At 70.8% G+C, this 14554-nt stretch carries 13 protein-coding genes; 8 read left to right on the top strand and 5 right to left on the bottom strand.

What is annotated here, in order from left to right:
- Window position 1: 1 nt before the first annotated feature.
- Both Pdca_RS12600 and Pdca_RS12605 read right to left on the bottom strand, forming a co-directional pair.
- Window positions 2-1603: an acyl-CoA carboxylase subunit beta gene (locus Pdca_RS12600; RefSeq protein WP_085911301.1), complete on the bottom strand. Its 1602-nt coding sequence runs from the start codon at window positions 1601-1603 to the stop codon at window positions 2-4.
- A gap of 14 nt (window positions 1604-1617) precedes the next feature.
- The gene (locus Pdca_RS12605; protein WP_085911302.1) at window positions 1618-2772 is read right to left on the bottom strand and encodes an acyl-CoA dehydrogenase family protein; all 1155 of its coding nucleotides are present in this window, start codon (window positions 2770-2772) and stop codon (window positions 1618-1620) included.
- 264 nt (window positions 2773-3036) lie between these two features.
- Between Pdca_RS12605 and Pdca_RS12610 the strand changes: the two genes are divergently transcribed.
- Entirely contained in the window at window positions 3037-4710 is a 1674-nt protein-coding gene (locus Pdca_RS12610) for an AMP-binding protein (RefSeq protein ID WP_085911303.1), read from the top strand.
- A 105-nt stretch (window positions 4711-4815) separates the two neighbouring features.
- Here Pdca_RS12610 and Pdca_RS12615 read toward each other — a convergent pair whose 3' ends face one another.
- Window positions 4816-5505: a TetR/AcrR family transcriptional regulator gene (locus Pdca_RS12615; protein ID WP_085911304.1), complete on the bottom strand. Its 690-nt coding sequence runs from the start codon at window positions 5503-5505 to the stop codon at window positions 4816-4818.
- Between the two features lie 245 nt (window positions 5506-5750).
- Between Pdca_RS12615 and Pdca_RS12620 the strand changes: the two genes are divergently transcribed.
- The 6 genes from Pdca_RS12620 to Pdca_RS12645 are packed head-to-tail and all read left to right on the top strand — an operon-like array spanning window position 5751 to window position 12648.
- On the top strand, window positions 5751-6017 hold the full coding sequence (locus Pdca_RS12620; protein ID WP_085911305.1) for a hypothetical protein: 267 nt from the start codon (window positions 5751-5753) through the stop codon (window positions 6015-6017).
- Window positions 6014-8056 (top strand): hydantoinase/oxoprolinase family protein, encoded by a 2043-nt coding sequence (locus Pdca_RS12625; RefSeq protein ID WP_232021544.1) that lies wholly within the window; start codon window positions 6014-6016, stop codon window positions 8054-8056. Before Pdca_RS12620 ends, Pdca_RS12625 begins: the two co-directional genes overlap by 4 nt.
- Window positions 8053-9999 carry a hydantoinase B/oxoprolinase family protein gene (locus Pdca_RS12630; protein WP_232021545.1) on the top strand — a complete coding sequence of 649 codons (1947 nt, stop codon included), beginning with the start codon at window positions 8053-8055 and terminating at the stop codon, window positions 9997-9999. Before Pdca_RS12625 ends, Pdca_RS12630 begins: the two co-directional genes overlap by 4 nt.
- Window positions 9999-11216: an acyl-CoA dehydrogenase family protein gene (locus Pdca_RS12635; RefSeq protein ID WP_085911306.1), complete on the top strand. Its 1218-nt coding sequence runs from the start codon at window positions 9999-10001 to the stop codon at window positions 11214-11216. The genes Pdca_RS12630 and Pdca_RS12635 overlap by 1 nt, the downstream gene beginning before the upstream one ends.
- 5 nt (window positions 11217-11221) lie before the next feature.
- Window positions 11222-11659 carry a hypothetical protein gene (locus tag Pdca_RS12640; protein ID WP_125911378.1) on the top strand — a complete coding sequence of 146 codons (438 nt, stop codon included), beginning with the start codon at window positions 11222-11224 and terminating at the stop codon, window positions 11657-11659.
- On the top strand, window positions 11656-12648 hold the full coding sequence (locus Pdca_RS12645) for a phosphotransferase family protein (RefSeq protein WP_197719978.1): 993 nt from the start codon (window positions 11656-11658) through the stop codon (window positions 12646-12648). Before Pdca_RS12640 ends, Pdca_RS12645 begins: the two co-directional genes overlap by 4 nt.
- On the opposite strand, the gene Pdca_RS12650 is transcribed toward Pdca_RS12645, so the two are convergent.
- A complete protein-coding gene (locus tag Pdca_RS12650; RefSeq protein WP_085911308.1) occupies window positions 12635-13543 on the bottom strand; it encodes a DMT family transporter in 909 nt (302 codons plus the stop codon). The two genes, Pdca_RS12645 and Pdca_RS12650, sit on opposite strands and share 14 nt — an antisense overlap.
- Before the next feature lie 113 nt (window positions 13544-13656).
- Here Pdca_RS12650 and Pdca_RS12655 point away from each other — a divergent pair, with 113 nt between their 5' ends.
- Complete coding sequence (locus Pdca_RS12655) at window positions 13657-14160, top strand: Lrp/AsnC family transcriptional regulator (RefSeq protein WP_085911513.1); 504 nt, start codon at window positions 13657-13659, stop codon at window positions 14158-14160.
- Here the strand turns inward: Pdca_RS12655 and Pdca_RS12660 are convergent.
- Entirely contained in the window at window positions 14123-14497 is a 375-nt protein-coding gene (locus Pdca_RS12660) for a hypothetical protein (protein ID WP_085911309.1), read from the bottom strand. The two genes, Pdca_RS12655 and Pdca_RS12660, sit on opposite strands and share 38 nt — an antisense overlap.
- Between the last annotated feature and the right edge of the window lie 57 nt (window positions 14498-14554).

The following is a 14554-nucleotide window of genomic DNA, read 5'->3' on the forward strand; positions in this document are numbered from 1 at the left end:
CTCACATCCGGAAGACGCCGTAGCCACGCTGGCCGGCGACGATGTTCGAGTGCGCGGTCGACAGGGCGATGCCGAGCACGGTGCGGGTGTCGCGGGGGTCGATCAGGCCGTCGTCGTAGAGCCGGGCGGTGACGAAGAAGGCGTGCGACTCGGCCTCGATCTGGGCCTCGATGGCGGCGCGGTTGCGCTCGTCGGCCTCGGCGTCGAACTCCCGGCCGGACGAGGCGGCCGAGGACCTGGCGACGATCGACATGACGCCCGCCAGCTGGGTGGCGCCCATGACGGCGAGCCGCGAGCCCGCCCAGGCGAACATCAGCCGCGGATCGTAGGCCCGCCCGGACATCCCGTAGTTCCCGGCGCCGAACGAGGCGGCCAGGTTCATCGTGATGTGCGGGACCTTGCTGTTCGCCACCGAGTTGATCATCTTCGAGCCGTCCTTGATGATCCCGCCCTGCTCGTAGGTCTTGCCGACCATGTAGCCGGTGGTGTTCTGCAGGAAGATCAACGGCGTGTCCGTCTGGTTGGCCAGCTGGATGAACTCCGAGGCCTTCTTGGCCTCCTCGCTGAACAGCACGCCGCGGGCGTTGGCGAGGATCCCGACCGGGTAGCCGTGGATCGACGCCCAGCCGGTGACGAGGCTGGTGCCCCACAACGCCTTGTACTCGCCGAACCGGGATCCGTCGACGACCCTGGCGATGACCTCGCGCGGGTCGAACGGCACCTTGATGTCCGACGGCGCGATGCCCAGCAGCTCGTCGGGATCGTAGAGCGGTTCGTCGGCCGGGAGGCTGGGGCCGGGACCGAGCTTGTGCCAGTTGAGCTCGGAGACGATCTGCCGCCCGATCCGGAGGGCGTCCCGCTCGTCGACGGCGAAGTGGTCGCAGAGCCCGGAGACCTTGGCGTGCATGGCGGCGCCGCCGAGCTCCTCGTCGTCGGCGTCCTCGCCGGTGGCCATCTTGACCAGCGGCGGGCCACCGAGGAACACCTTGGCCTGCTGGTCGACCATCACTGCGTAGTCGCACATGCCGGGCACGTAGGCGCCGCCCGCGGTGGAGTTGCCGAAGACCAGCGCGATCGTCGGGATCGCCATCGACGACAGCTCGGTCAGGTCGTGGAAGATCTTGCCCGCGTGCACGAACAGCTCGGACTGGGTGGGCAGGTCGGCCCCGCCGGACTCGACGAGGTTGATCGTGGGGAGCCGGTTGATCCGGGCGATCTCCAGGGCGCGCAGCGTCTTCTTCAGCGAGTACGGGTTCATCGCGCCGCCGCGGACGGTCGGGTCGTGGGCGATGATCATGCATTCGACGCCGGAGACGACGCCGATCCCGGTCACGATGGAGGCGCCCACCGGGAACCGGGTGCCCCAGGCGGCGAGCGAGGACAGTTCGAGGAACGCCGCGTCCCGGTCGAGGAGTAGTTCGATGCGCTCCCGGACCAGCAGCCGTCCGCGGTCACGGTGGCGCTTCTGGTAGCGCTCGCCGCCGCCGGCGATGGTGGCCCGGATCTGCTCGTCGAGCTCGGAGAGGACCTGCTCGGAGTGCTTGCGGTTGGCGAGGTAGATCTCGTCGGAGGTGTTCAGCGCGGAGCGCAGGACGGTCGGCATGACGGGTGTTCCCCCTAGTACGAGCGGGTCAGGCCCAGGCTGTGCTGGGCGACGAAGTTGAGGACCATCTCCCGGCTGACCGGGGCGATCCGCAGCAGGCGCGCGATTCCCCAGTAGGGGAGCAGGCCGTACTCGGTGGCCAGGCCGTTGCCGCCGTGGGTCTGGATGGCGGCCTCGACGGCGGCGCCCGCGGCCTCGGCGGCGGCGTACTTGGCCATGTTCGACGCCTCGCCCGCGGGCAGGTCCTCGTCGTGCAGCCAGGCGGCCTTCGACGTCATCAGCGCGGCGAGGTCGGTCTCGATCCGGGCCTTCGCGAGCGGGTGCGACACGCCTTGGTGGGCGGCGATCGGCGCATCCCACACGGTGCGGGTCGTGGCGTAGGCCGAGGCCTGCGCGAGTACGTGGCGGGCCACCCCGACACAGACCGCGGCGCCGGTGATGCGCTCGGGATTGAGGCCGTGGAAGACCTGGTGGAAGCCCTCGTCCTGTGCACCGAGCAGTGCCGACCCGGGCAACCGCATGTCGTCGAAGTGCAGGGTGAACTGCTTCTCGGGCAGCTTCGCCGACACCGGCAGCGGGGTCTTCTCCAGGCCGGGGGTATCGGTCGGCACCAGGAATAGTGAGAGCCGGGCCCGGCCGGACGTCTCGTCGATCCCGGTGCGGGCGACCAGCAGGATCGCCTCGGCCTCGTCGACCCCGGAGATGTAGTACTTGGCCCCGTTGACGATCCAGTCGGAGCCGTCGCGCTTCGCGACGGTCGAGAGCTTGTGGGTGTTCGAGCCCGCGTCCGGCTCGGTGATCGCGAACACCACCTTGGACTCGCCGGAGGCCATCCGCGGCAGGAAGTGCCGCTTCTGCTCCTCGGTGCCGAAGCCCGTGATCATCTCGCCGGAGATGGCGGCAGAGACGAGCAGCAGTAGCTGCGGGCAGCCCGCCGCGGCTGTCTCCTCGCAGACGATCGCGAGCTCCGCGAGCCCCGCCCCGCCACCGCCGTACTCCTCGGGCAGGTTGATCCCGAGGAAGCCACCGGCGCCGAGCCGGGTCCACAGCTCGGAGGTCGGTTCACCCGCCTCGGCCCGTGGCACGTAGTACCCGGGACCGAACTCCGCGGTGATCGCCCGCACCGTCGCCCGGAGATCCCTGTGCTCGGAGCTCTCCCGAAAGTCCACACCGACTCCTCTGCCCATCTGGTTCGACCGGACGGCACCGCCCGCAACAAGTGCATCGTCGTTCACTATCTCCGATTTTGGCAAGGCGACTCGGCGGGTCGCGGCAAAGATGCAGGTGAAGACTATGGAAGTGACGCTTGTGGAGCGTCCTCACGGCGTCGGTGGTCAGGAGACCTATGTGAACTGCTGGTGACTAGGGGCTTGTGATCGGCGTCCGTTGCCGCGATGCTGTGCGCGATCAGGTGATGCGGCAAGGAGGCTGGTGTGGACCTGCAGGGACAGCTCGAGACGATCGATGTCACCCGCTTGCGGGGCCGGCGCGCGGTGAACCGTTGGGAGCGGACCTCGGTCGGCGACGTGTTCGAGCGGCTGACCTGGAGCTACCCGGACAAGACCGCGATCACCGGGCGTCCCGGCGCGTACGGCGAGGACCGGTTCGCGTCGGTCACCTACCGGGAGGCCGACGAGATCACCAGTCAGGTCGCGCACGCACTCGCGGGCCACGGGCTGGAGCCGGGCGCGCGGGTGGTGCTGTTCAGCGAGAACTCGGTCGAGGCCTATCTGGCCAAGATCGGGATCGCGAAGGCGGGCATGGTGGCGGTGCCGATCAACCCGGCCCTCGCCCCGGACGTGCTCGAGCACCTGATCGGCCAGGCGCAGCCGGCGACGGCGATCGTCGACGCCGAGCTGTGGCCGCGGGCCGAGTCGGCCTTCGCCGCCACCGGTCTGGGCGTCGGCGCCACTATCACGATCGGCGGCGCTCCGGTCGCGGGCAGCGTGAGCTTCGGGGAGTTCCTCGACGGCGAGCCGACGACCGAGCCCGACGTGGAGATCCACTCCGACGACATCTGGCAGCTTCTCTACACCTCGGGCACCACGGCGATGCCCAAGGGCGTGATGTTCTCGCACGGCGCGAGCCACCTCGCCGGGCTGAACTTCACGGTCTCGCTGACCCGCGGCCTGCAGGTGGAGACCGAGCTCAAGGTCGCCACCGCGCTGCCGATGATCTACCACGTCGGTGACCAGATCTTCACGCTCTCGGCGTTCCTGGCGGGCGGCTCCCTGGTGCTGGGGCGTCGCCCGGTGCCCGACCAGGTCGTCGCCACGATCGCCGAGGAGCGCCCGACCGCGCTGTGGGCGGGCTCGCCGCAGTTCGTCGCCGCGATCAACGCCGAGGCCGAGCGGGCCGGTGCGGACCTGTCCAGCCTGACCGTGCTGGTCTACGGCTGGGGCGCGCTCGATCCGGCGGTGTACGCGGGGCTGCAGGAGAAGGCGCCCGGTCTGGTGGTGCTGGGCATCTTCGGGCAGACCGAGGCGATCGCCTGTCACAGGTTCTGGCCCGCGGTGTGGAACGAGATCTACGAGCGCACCGCCCCGGCGGTCAACTACGTCGGCGTCCCGAGCCCGCTGCTGGCCTCGGACGTCGTGGACGAGACCGGGCAGTCGCTGCGCGACACTCCGCAGGTGCCGGGCGAGGTGGTGTACCGCAGCCCGATCGTCACGGCGGGCTACTACCTCAACGAGGAGGCCACCCGGGAGGCCTTCCGCGGCGGCTGGTTCCACTCCGGAGACAGCGCGTCGGTCGACGCCGACGGCCTGCGGATCATGGTGGACCGCTTCAAGGACATCGTGAAGTCCGGCGGGGAGAACGTCTCCAGCCTGCGGGTGGAGTCGGTCCTGCACGGGCATCCGGCCGTGGAGAAGGCGGCGGTGATCGGGCTGCCGCACGAGCACTGGGGCGAAGCGGTCACGGCGGTCGTGGTGCTGCGGGCGGGCGCCGAGCCGGACGAGGAGTCGATCATCGCGCACTGCCGGGCGAAGCTGGGCGGCTACGAGACGCCCAAGGCGATCGTGTTCGCGGACAGCCTGCCCGAGACCGTGGGCGGGAAGATCCTGAAGTACAAGCTCCGCCGGCAGCACAGCACGCTGTTCGGCTGACGGCCGCGCGGGCGGGGCCGGGGGAGGGGTGGGGCCGGGCAGGGGCGCCGCGCCGGGCACCCCTGCCGGGAGGCCGATCCGGCGCCGTGACCGGCTGCCCCGTGCTCAGTGCCTCAGGTTCGCGACCCGCCGCTCGACGTCGGCGAAGTCCGTGGAGTCCGCGGCGAACCCGTTGAACAGCGTGCGGCAGTACTCGCGGGACAGCTCCTCCGGGCTCCAGCCGCCGCCGCGGTGGAACCACTGGGCGACCTGTTTGTGGAGATTGAAGAACTGGAACATCAGCAGCCGCACGTCGGTGTCCCGGAACAGGCCTCGTGCCACCGCGTCGCGTCCGAGTTCGAGCAGCGGCTCCTCGAAGGCGCTGCGCTGGGCGAGGAAACGGGTCCGGTTGGTGCCGGTCAGGTAGCGGTAGTCGTGCTCGTAGACCCAGACCGAGTCGGGACGCTCGGCGATACCGGCCAGGATGGCCTCCGAGATCAATCTCAGCTTGACCAGCGGCGACTCGTCGAGCGCGCAGACCTCGTGGGTCCGCTCCACGAGCGGGCCCATCACCCGTGCCGAGATCTCGACGAGCAGGTTCTCCTTCGACTCGATGTACCGGTAGAGCGCGCCCTTTCCCATGCCCGTCGCGGCGGTCAGGTCGCTCACCGAGGTGCCGGAGTACCCGCGCTCGGCGAACAGCGTCGTCGCGATGTCGACGACTTCCGCCCGACGCGCCTCGAAGCCCGGGCCGTGCCCCTGCGGACGGCCGCGCCGTGGCGCCTGCGCGCCGGCTCGCGTATCCGTCGTCGCCATGGGTCCCCCTCGCTCCCGGACTGGTCGGCCCAGGCTGCCACACCGCCGCGGCCGGACCCGTCCCGACGAGGGCATCGTCCGAACGAGTGATGCCCTTGTGGTGCGGGTCGCACCGGGCTACCGTCCCCGAATTACGTGGACCGCTCGGTCCACTTAAATCCTAGGCCCTCGCAGCGCCGCGTGCGACCTACACCGCGCCGCCCGCGTGTGGTCTGTCGGGAACCGACCCGAAGGACCGATGTGGCATGACGAACCAGCATCCGACCGTGGCACCCGCGCGCACGGTCGATCGTGCCGAGGTCACCGAGCAGGAGCTCCGTGACCTCGGCGTCGACCTCGCCCGCGACTTCCCCGGCTCCACCGCCGCCGACTTCCTGCGCTACCCCGTCCTGAGCGAGGGCGGGTGGTTCATGGTCGTGAAGCACCAGCCCACGCTGCGGTCGGTCAGCCGCGAACCCTGGGATCTCTTCGGTCCCATCCACCTCACCTCCCACGGATTGGACCTCTCGTGAGCGGAACGATGATCGGTGTGGACGTCGGCGGGACGTTCACCGACGTGGTGGCCATCGAGGGCGGCGAGATCCGCACCATCAAGGTGGCGACGGAGGCGCAGACCGAGCTCGGCGTGATCGCCGGCGCCCGGGAGGCGGGCGTCGAGAACGCCACGACGTTCAACCACGCCAGCACCCACGGGCTGAACGCCGTGATCACCCGCAAGCTGCCCAAGATCGCCTTCCTCACCACCATGGGGCACCGGGACATCCTCGACGCCGGCCGCACCTGGCGCCCCGCCGAGGCACTCACCGACGCGCACTGGCGTCGCCCCTACGGCGACGCCTCCCGCCCGCTCGTCGCCCGCTACCTGCGCCGCGGGATCCGCGAGCGGATCACGGCGGACGGGGGCATCCTGATCCCGCTCGACGAGGACCAGGCCCGGGCCGAGCTGGAGGTGCTGCGCCGCTGCGAGGTCGAGGGCGTGGCGATCTGCCTGATCAACTCCTACGTCAGCAGCCACCACGAGGAGCGGCTGCGTGATCTCGTGCACGAGGTGCTCGGCCCGGTGCCGTGCTCCGTCTCCAGCGAGGTGTCCCCGCTCGCGAAGGAGTTCGCCCGCTCGTCGACCACCGTGATCGACGTGTTCATGCGGATCATCTACGACGGCTACACCTCCCGGCTCGACGCCGGCCTGCGCGCCGAGGGCTTCACCGGGCAGCTCAACTACGCCAACTGTGCCGCCCAGCTGGTGGCGGCGGACATCGCCGTCGAGCACCCGTACGAGATCGTGTTCGCCGGCCCGGCGGCGGGCACCATGGCGAGCGCCTACTTCGGGTCGCTCATCGACACCCCCGACCTGCTGTGCGCGGACGTCGGCGGAACCTCGTGCGACATCAGCCTGGTCACCGACGGTGCGCCGTCGGTCGACACCACCTTCGAGCTCGAGCACGACCTGGTCGTCAACGCCCTGTCGAACGAGATCGTCAGCATCGGCGCCGGCGGTGGCAGCCTGGTCACGATCAGCCCGGCCGGTGAGCTCATGGTCGGTCCCGGATCGGCCGGTTCGGTACCCGGCCCGGCCTGCTACGGCCGCGGCGGCACGCAACCCGCCACCACCGACACCATGCTCCTGATGGGCATCATCGATCCCGACGGGTTCGCCGGCGGCCGGATGCGGCTGGATCCGGAGCGTTCGCGCCGGGCGTTCGAGGATCTCGACTCGCCGTTGTCGTTCGAGCAGCGGGTGAACTACGCGTTCCGGGTCGGTGTGAACAACGTCGCCGAGGGGCTGTTCAACGTCGCGGTCAAGCACGGCATCGACCCGCGGGACTACAGCCTGCTCGCATTCGGCGCGGCCGGGCCGATGCTGCTGCCGGCCGCGCTCGGCCTGCTGCACGCCAAGGAGGTCGTGGTCCCGCCGCACCCGGGCCTGTTCTCCGCGCTCGGGCTGGTCAGCTCCGACCAGGTCTACGGCGACAGCCGCAGCGCCTACACGATCCTCGCGCCCGAGGCCGCCGAGGGCATCGAGAAGGTGTACGCGCAGATGGAGGACCGCCTGAAGCAGCGGTTCGGCGACCGCGGTGCGGACGTGGAGTTCGTCCGCACCTTCGATGCGCTGCTGATGGGCCAGAGCTGGGAGACCCCGTTCGTCGGGATCCCGGACGGCCCCATCACCGCCGACACCGTCACCCGGATGATCGCGAACTTCCACGACGTCTACGAGCAGCGCACCGGCAACCGGTTCGAGGCGCTGCCGGTGCAGGGCGTGACCTACCGGGTCGAGGCCGTCTTCCCGGCGGCCAAGGTCGAGTACCCGAAGATCCCGCGCCGGGACTCCGGCGGTCCGGTGCCGAGCCGGGAGCTGGAGATCCGCTACCTGACCGACGAGCCGCTCGCCGCGCACGAGTACCAGCGGATCGACCTGCGCGCGGGGGACGAGCTGTCCGGCCCCGCCGTCGTCCGCGAGCCGTTGTCCACCACCTTCGTCCCGCCGGACCACCACCTCACGGTGGGCGAGTTCGGCGAGCTCCACATCCGACTGGGAGGCACCACGTGACCGCGCTGCGCGACCTCACCGACGAGCAGTTCGCCGCTCGTTACCACTCCGACCGATTCACCGCCGGTGTGCTGGGTAACCGGATGCGCTACGTGGTCGACCACATGTGCGCCGGCCTGCTGAACAACGCCTTCTCGTCCATCCTGCGGGACTGGTACGACTTCGGTGCCACCATCGCGGGCCCGCCGGAGCAGGGCTACCAGATGAGCACGGTGAGCAACTCGCTCGCGGTGTTCCTCGGGACGATGGGCGACGCCGTCCGCAACACCATCGAGGAGTACGGGCCGGAGGAGGTCGAGGAAGGCGACATCATCATCGCCAACGATCCCTACCGGGTGGGCAACCACGTCAACGACATGTGCTTCATCCGCCCCGTCTTCCACGACGGCCGGATCATCTCGTTCGTCACCATCCGCGCCCACCAGCTGGACATGGGCGGGGTGGTTCCGGCCGGGTTCAGCGCCACCAAGCGCAACTCGTACGAGAACGGTCTGGTCATCAGCCCGATGCGGCTGTACATCAAGGACAAGCCGGTCCGCTCCACCTTCAACCTGATCTTCGACAACGCGCGGATGGCCGCGCTGCTCCACCCGGACATGAAGAGCATCTACCAGGCGCTGTTGCTCGCCGAGCGGCTGATCCTGGAGAGCGTGGCCCGCTACGGCGTCGACGCCTATCTCGGTGCCATCTCCTACACCTGCGACGCGTCGGCCGAGGCGATGAGCACCGCGCTGCGCGAGTCCATCCCGGACGGTGTCTACGAGGCCGAGGAGGGCATCGACGCCGACGGGGTCGACGACTCGATCACCTACCAGCTCAAGATCCGGATCTCCAAGCAGGACGACCGGGTGGAGGTGGACCTGTCCGGCACCTCCGAGCAGGCCCGGAGCTCGGTGAACGCCACGGCGCTCGACGCCAAGACGGCCATCGCCGTCGGCATCAAGATGCTGATCGACCAGACCACGCCGTTCAACGCGGGCTCGTTCCGCAACATCGACGTGGTGGTGCCACCTGGCACGATCTGCAGCGCCACCCCGCCGGACGGCTGCGTCTTCCTGTACTGGGAGTCCACGATGCCGGTGCTGCAGGCGGTGTACCGGGCGTTGTCGACGGTGCTCGGCGTCAATGCCGTCGGCGGCGACTACGGCTCGCTGATGCTGCACAACGCCAACGGCGTCACCGAGGACGGCATGCCGTGGACCACCGTCGCCGAGTGCGGCGGCGAGCACGGCCCGTGGGGCGCGACGAAGGCAGGCGACGGCGACAGCTACATGGTCGCCCAGCTGATCAACAACATCGACCCGGCGACCGAGGCCATCGAGGCCAACTCGCCGGTCGTGGTGCTGCGCAAGGAGTACGCCGCGGACACCGCGGGCGTCGGCACGAACCGCGGGGGCGCCTCGGTCCGCCGGGACACGCTGTACCTGCGCGACGCCGAGCACTGGTCCAGCCCGCTGCACACCAAGAAGCCCAGCGGCGTCGGGGCCTACGGCGGCGGTGAGGGCGTGGCCCAGGCGTGCTGGATGTTCCCCCCGGAGAGCTTCGACATCGCCCGCACCCAGGATCTGCTGGGCACCGGTCCCGAGGTCTACGCGACCTCGCAGCCGATCGCGGGCGTGCTGGATCCGCAGACCAAGGTGCTGGACCCGGACGGCGAGTACCACTACTTCGCCTCGACCCCGATCTGGCGCACGAAGCCCCGCACGATCTTCCGTTACCAGACCGGCGGCGGGGGTGGCTGGGGCGATCCGCTGGAGCGGGAGCCCGAGCGCGTCATGCACGACGTCCGCGACGAGTACCTCACGATCGAGGGCGCGTACCGCTACTACGGCGTCGTCGTGGAGGGGAACCCGCTGACCCACCCGGAGCAGCTGACGATCGACGCCGCGGCCACCGAGGCCCGCCGGGCCGAGATGCGGGCCGGATCGGGGGCGGCGCACTGATGGAGTTCAGCACCGACCCGACGACGCTCGAGTGGTGCGAGCGCGTCCAGGGTTTCCTCGACGACCACATCCGGCCCGCCGAGAAGGTCCTGGAGGAGCAGTACGCCTCCGCCGCGGACCCGTTCGATCACGAGCCGCCGATCAAGGCCGAGCTGAAGGAGAAGGCCCGCGCCGCCGGGCTGTGGAACCTGTTCCTGCCGGACGAGGAGTTCGGCGCCGGGCTGACCAATCTGCAGTACGCGCCGCTCGCCGAGATCACCGGGCACAGCATCGACCTGGCCCCGGAGACCTTCAACTGCAGCCCGCCCGACGCGGGCAACATGGAGCTGCTCGCGCAGTACGGCACCGAGGCCCAGCAGCAGGAATGGCTCCGGCCGCTGCTCGACGGCAGCATCCGGTCCTGCTTCGCCATGACCGAGCCGGACGTCGCCAGCTCGGACCCCAACAACCTGCGGACCCGCATCCGCCGCGACGGTGACGACTACGTCATCAACGGCCACAAGTGGTGGACCACCGGCATCTGCCGCCCGATGACGAAGCTGATCATCGTGATGGGGCTGACGGACCCGGACGCACCGCCCGGCAAGCAGCACAGCATGGTCCTCGTGCCGCGGGACGCCCCCGGCATCGAGATCACCCGCTCGCTGCCGGTCTTCGGTTTCCCGCACCACGCCTACGGCGGGCACGGCGAGGTCAGGTTCCACGACGTCCGGGTGCCGGTGGAGAACGTCCTCGGTGTCGAGGGCGGCGGGTTCGCCATCGCCCAGGCCCGGCTCGGGCCGGGCCGGATCCACCACTGCATGCGGCTGCTCGGGCACGCGGAGCGCGCCGTCGAGCTGATGTGCCGGCGGGCCCACGAGCGGGCCACGTTCGGCACCCCGCTGGCCGAGCAGGGCGTTGTCCAGGAGTGGATCGCCGACGCCCGGATGGACATCGAGCAGGCCCGGCTGCTGGTCATGAAGACGGCCTGGCTGATGGACACGATGGGGAACAAGGGTGCGCGGGTGGAGATCTCGACGATCAAGGTCGTCGTCCCCCGGATCACGGCGCGGATCGTGGACCGGGCCATCCAGGTGTTCGGCGGTGCCGGGGTCAGCAATGATCTGCCCCTGGCGAACTACTACGTCGAGGCCCGCTACCTGCAGATCGGCGACGGCCCCGACGAGGTGCACAAGCGCGCCGTCGCCCGCCGTGAGCTGCGGAAGTACGCGGGGTAGTGCCGGTGTTCGATCCGATCAGCCCCGACCGGCTCGTCGCGATGCTCGGTGACCTGCTGCGGGAGTCCGCCCGCTGGGAGCACCCGCTCGACGAGTTCCGCACCTCGCAGCTGCTGTCCGCGAGCAGCGTCGCGCGGTACCTGGCCGCCGAGCTGGCCGGCTCCGAGCCGAACCGGACCTGGTTCGTCGAGGAGGCCACCGCACTCGTGGACGGGGCCCGCGGCCCGGCCGTCGGGCCGGACTGGGCGGCTGCGCTGGACCGCGCCCATCACGGGTTGACGGCGCGGGACCGGCCGGTCGGCGAGGTGACGACCGAGGTGCTCCGGGCGGCCCGCGCCCACCCGGAACCCGCGGCGCAGGAGTTCACCGGCGCGCTGCGCGGCCTGCTCGCGCAGCTGACGGACCGGCACGTCGCGCTGTTGACGTCCGGTGCGCCCCGGTGACCGCGCCGCAGGAGGTGCTGGCGGTGCTGGGGGAGGCCGGGATCGACACCGCGGGCGACTGGGATCTCACCCAGCTCGCCGGCGGGTTCTCCCGGCACACCCACCTGCTGTCGGACCGATCGTCCGGACGGGCGTACGTGGTGCGGGTCAAGCCGCCCGGCGGGCTGCTCGACACCGACCTCGGACGGGAGTACGAGATCTACGCCGCGGCCGGCCGGGCCGGACTGCCGGTCCCGGCCGTGCACGGTTTCCGGGCGGGGGACTCCGCGCTCGGCGGACCGTTCTTCGTGATGGACCGTTCGCCGGGCAGGTCGCCTCTGGTGTGGCGGCCGAAGGACCGTGCGGAACTGGAGGAGAACTGGCACAGCCGCCGTAGCGTCGCCACCGACCTGGTGAGGACGCTGGCCGCGATGCACGACATCCCGGCGGCGGACCTGGCGTTCCTCGGGCCGCCGGTCGGTTTCGCCGAGCTGGTGGGGCGCTGGCGGGCCACCCACCGGGACAACGTCGACGTCGCCGATCCGATCGTCGACGAGGCCTACGAGTGGGTGCTCTCGCGGGACCCGGGTCCGTGCACCCCCGGGCTGGTGCACGCGGACTTCCGGATCGGGAACGTCCTGCTCGACGACGGGCGGGTCACCGCGGTGATCGACTGGGAGCTCGCGCATCTCGGCGATCCCCTGTTCGATCTCGGGTATCTCGCCATGCCGTACTACGCGGGCAAGTTCACCGGCGGTGGATCGTCGCTGGTGGGTGGCTTCGCCGAGGCCGAGTGGCTCGCGGAGATGTACGCGACGCTGCGCGGCGTCGAGGTGGACCCGGAGACCGTCCGCACGTACACGGTGCTGGGCACGCTGTCGCTGATCGCCATCATCGGGATCGGGTTGCGGCAGTTCGCGTCGGGCAACACCACTGATCCGCGCATGGCGTGGAACCGGTTCGTGCTCCCCGATCTGCGCCAGGACATGATCCGGCTCATGGGCTGGTGAGGCGAGGGGGCGGCTCGGTCGGCCGCCCCCTCGGCGCACCGCCCGGCACGAGCGGCCCGCGGGTGGCCAACCATGCGCCGGCGAGGACGAGCAGCGCCCCGCCGGCCATCCGTGGGCCGACCGGTTCGGCGAGGAGGACCGCGCCGGCCGCGACCGCCACCACGGGGGCGACGTAGGTGATGAGCGCCGCGCGGTCGGGCCCCGCGATCGCGATGAGCCGGAAGAAGGCCACGAAGCCGCCGGGTGTGGCGACCAGGCCGAGCGCGGCCAGGGCGGCGAGCCCCGCCGGCGTCGGCACAGGGAGCGGTTCGGACACCAGCGCCAGGGCGGTGAGTGCCGGCGCGGCGAGCACGATCATGGCGGCCACCACCGGCATCGCCGGAAGATCGCCGAACCAGCGGCCGACCAGCACAGCCCCCACGGCGTAACAGGCGGCCGCGGTGACGATCAGACCGGCGCCGGGGCCCGAGCCGTCCACACCGAGCAGCACGACCACCCCGGCGAAGCCGACGACGAGCCCGATCAGCGCGGCGAGCGTCGGCCGCGCCCGCGTCCCGAGTACCAGGCCGACCACCAGCACGAACATCGGCTCGGTGGCGATCAGGACGCCGGAGGTGCCGGAGGGGACGGTCTGCCCGCCCAGCGGGATCAGGCTGAACGGGACGACGACCTCGACCAGTGCGAGCACGGCGAGCCGCCCCCAGCGTCCGGCCAGCAGCGCCCGGTGCCGGTGCCGGAACGCGATCGGGACCAGCACGACCAGGGCCAGCACGACGCGCGCGGCGGCCGTCGCGAGTGGACCGATGCCCTCCTGCAGCGCGATGCCGATGAAGAGGTACGGAACGCCCCACAGCACCGACACCGCGGCGAACAATGCCCAGCCCCGGCCACCCATCCCGTCCACGGGACGGGACGCTAGGCCGAGCGCCGTCGCTTCCGAAGGCAGATCGGAAGGTCTTGCCGTCGAATACTTGCCGTTCGGACGGTCCCGGCGGTCTCATGGCGCGCATGAGCACGCTCGATGCCATCGACCAGCAGCTTCTCGCACTCCTGCAGGCGGACGCCCGGCTCGGGTATCGGGAGCTCGGCCGCACGGTGGGGATGAGCCCGCCCGCCGTTGCCGCCAGGGTGCGGCGGCTGGAACACAGTGGAGTGATCACCGGATACGGCGCCCGGGTCGATCCGATAGCCGCGGGGCACGAGGTGCACGCGTTCGTCGTGGTGACGACGGCCGGCCGCCGGCAGTCACTGGAGCTCGCCCGTATGGCGGCCGCCCGGCCCACGATCCTGGAGGACCACCGGGTCACCGGTACCGAGGACCACGTCCTGCGGGTCGTCGCGCCGCGGATCCGGGACCTCGAACCGCTCATCGACGACCTCAACGGGCTGGGCAAGCCCGCCACGTCGATCGTGCTGTCGTCGCCCAAACCGTGGGCGCCGGTCCCGTCACCCGAGGCCGACGGTCCGCCGCCGATCAGCCCAGGGCGACCAGCAGCGCGAGCACGGACATGACGACCAGCAGCGGTGTCATGACGAGGCGCTCGCTGCGGGACGGGGAGAACGCGTTCGGGATCATGTTGAGGACGAGGAATCCGAACACCACCCACATGCCGATCCGGGAGGCACCCTCCGGGTACACGGCGATGACACCCGCCCGGTCCAGGGCGAGCGTCGCCATCAGCGCGTAGACGGCGATCGAGAGCCCCGCCGCCACCCGCAGGCCCGTCGGGAGTGCACCCGGGTACCGCCCGCCGAAGGTGAACCGGCCGAGCGGTGCGCCGAACACCAGCGCGATCTGGAAGACCGTGAGGACCGCGAGGACGGCCACGAGCAGCAGCGCTGGGAGCACGGCGCAAGGCTATCGAGCGCCCTGGCGGCGAGGCCGACGACCGGGTCGCTCGGCCGA

Source organism: Pseudonocardia autotrophica, from assembly GCF_003945385.1.
GTDB classification, from domain to species: Bacteria; Actinomycetota; Actinomycetes; order Mycobacteriales; family Pseudonocardiaceae; genus Pseudonocardia; species Pseudonocardia autotrophica.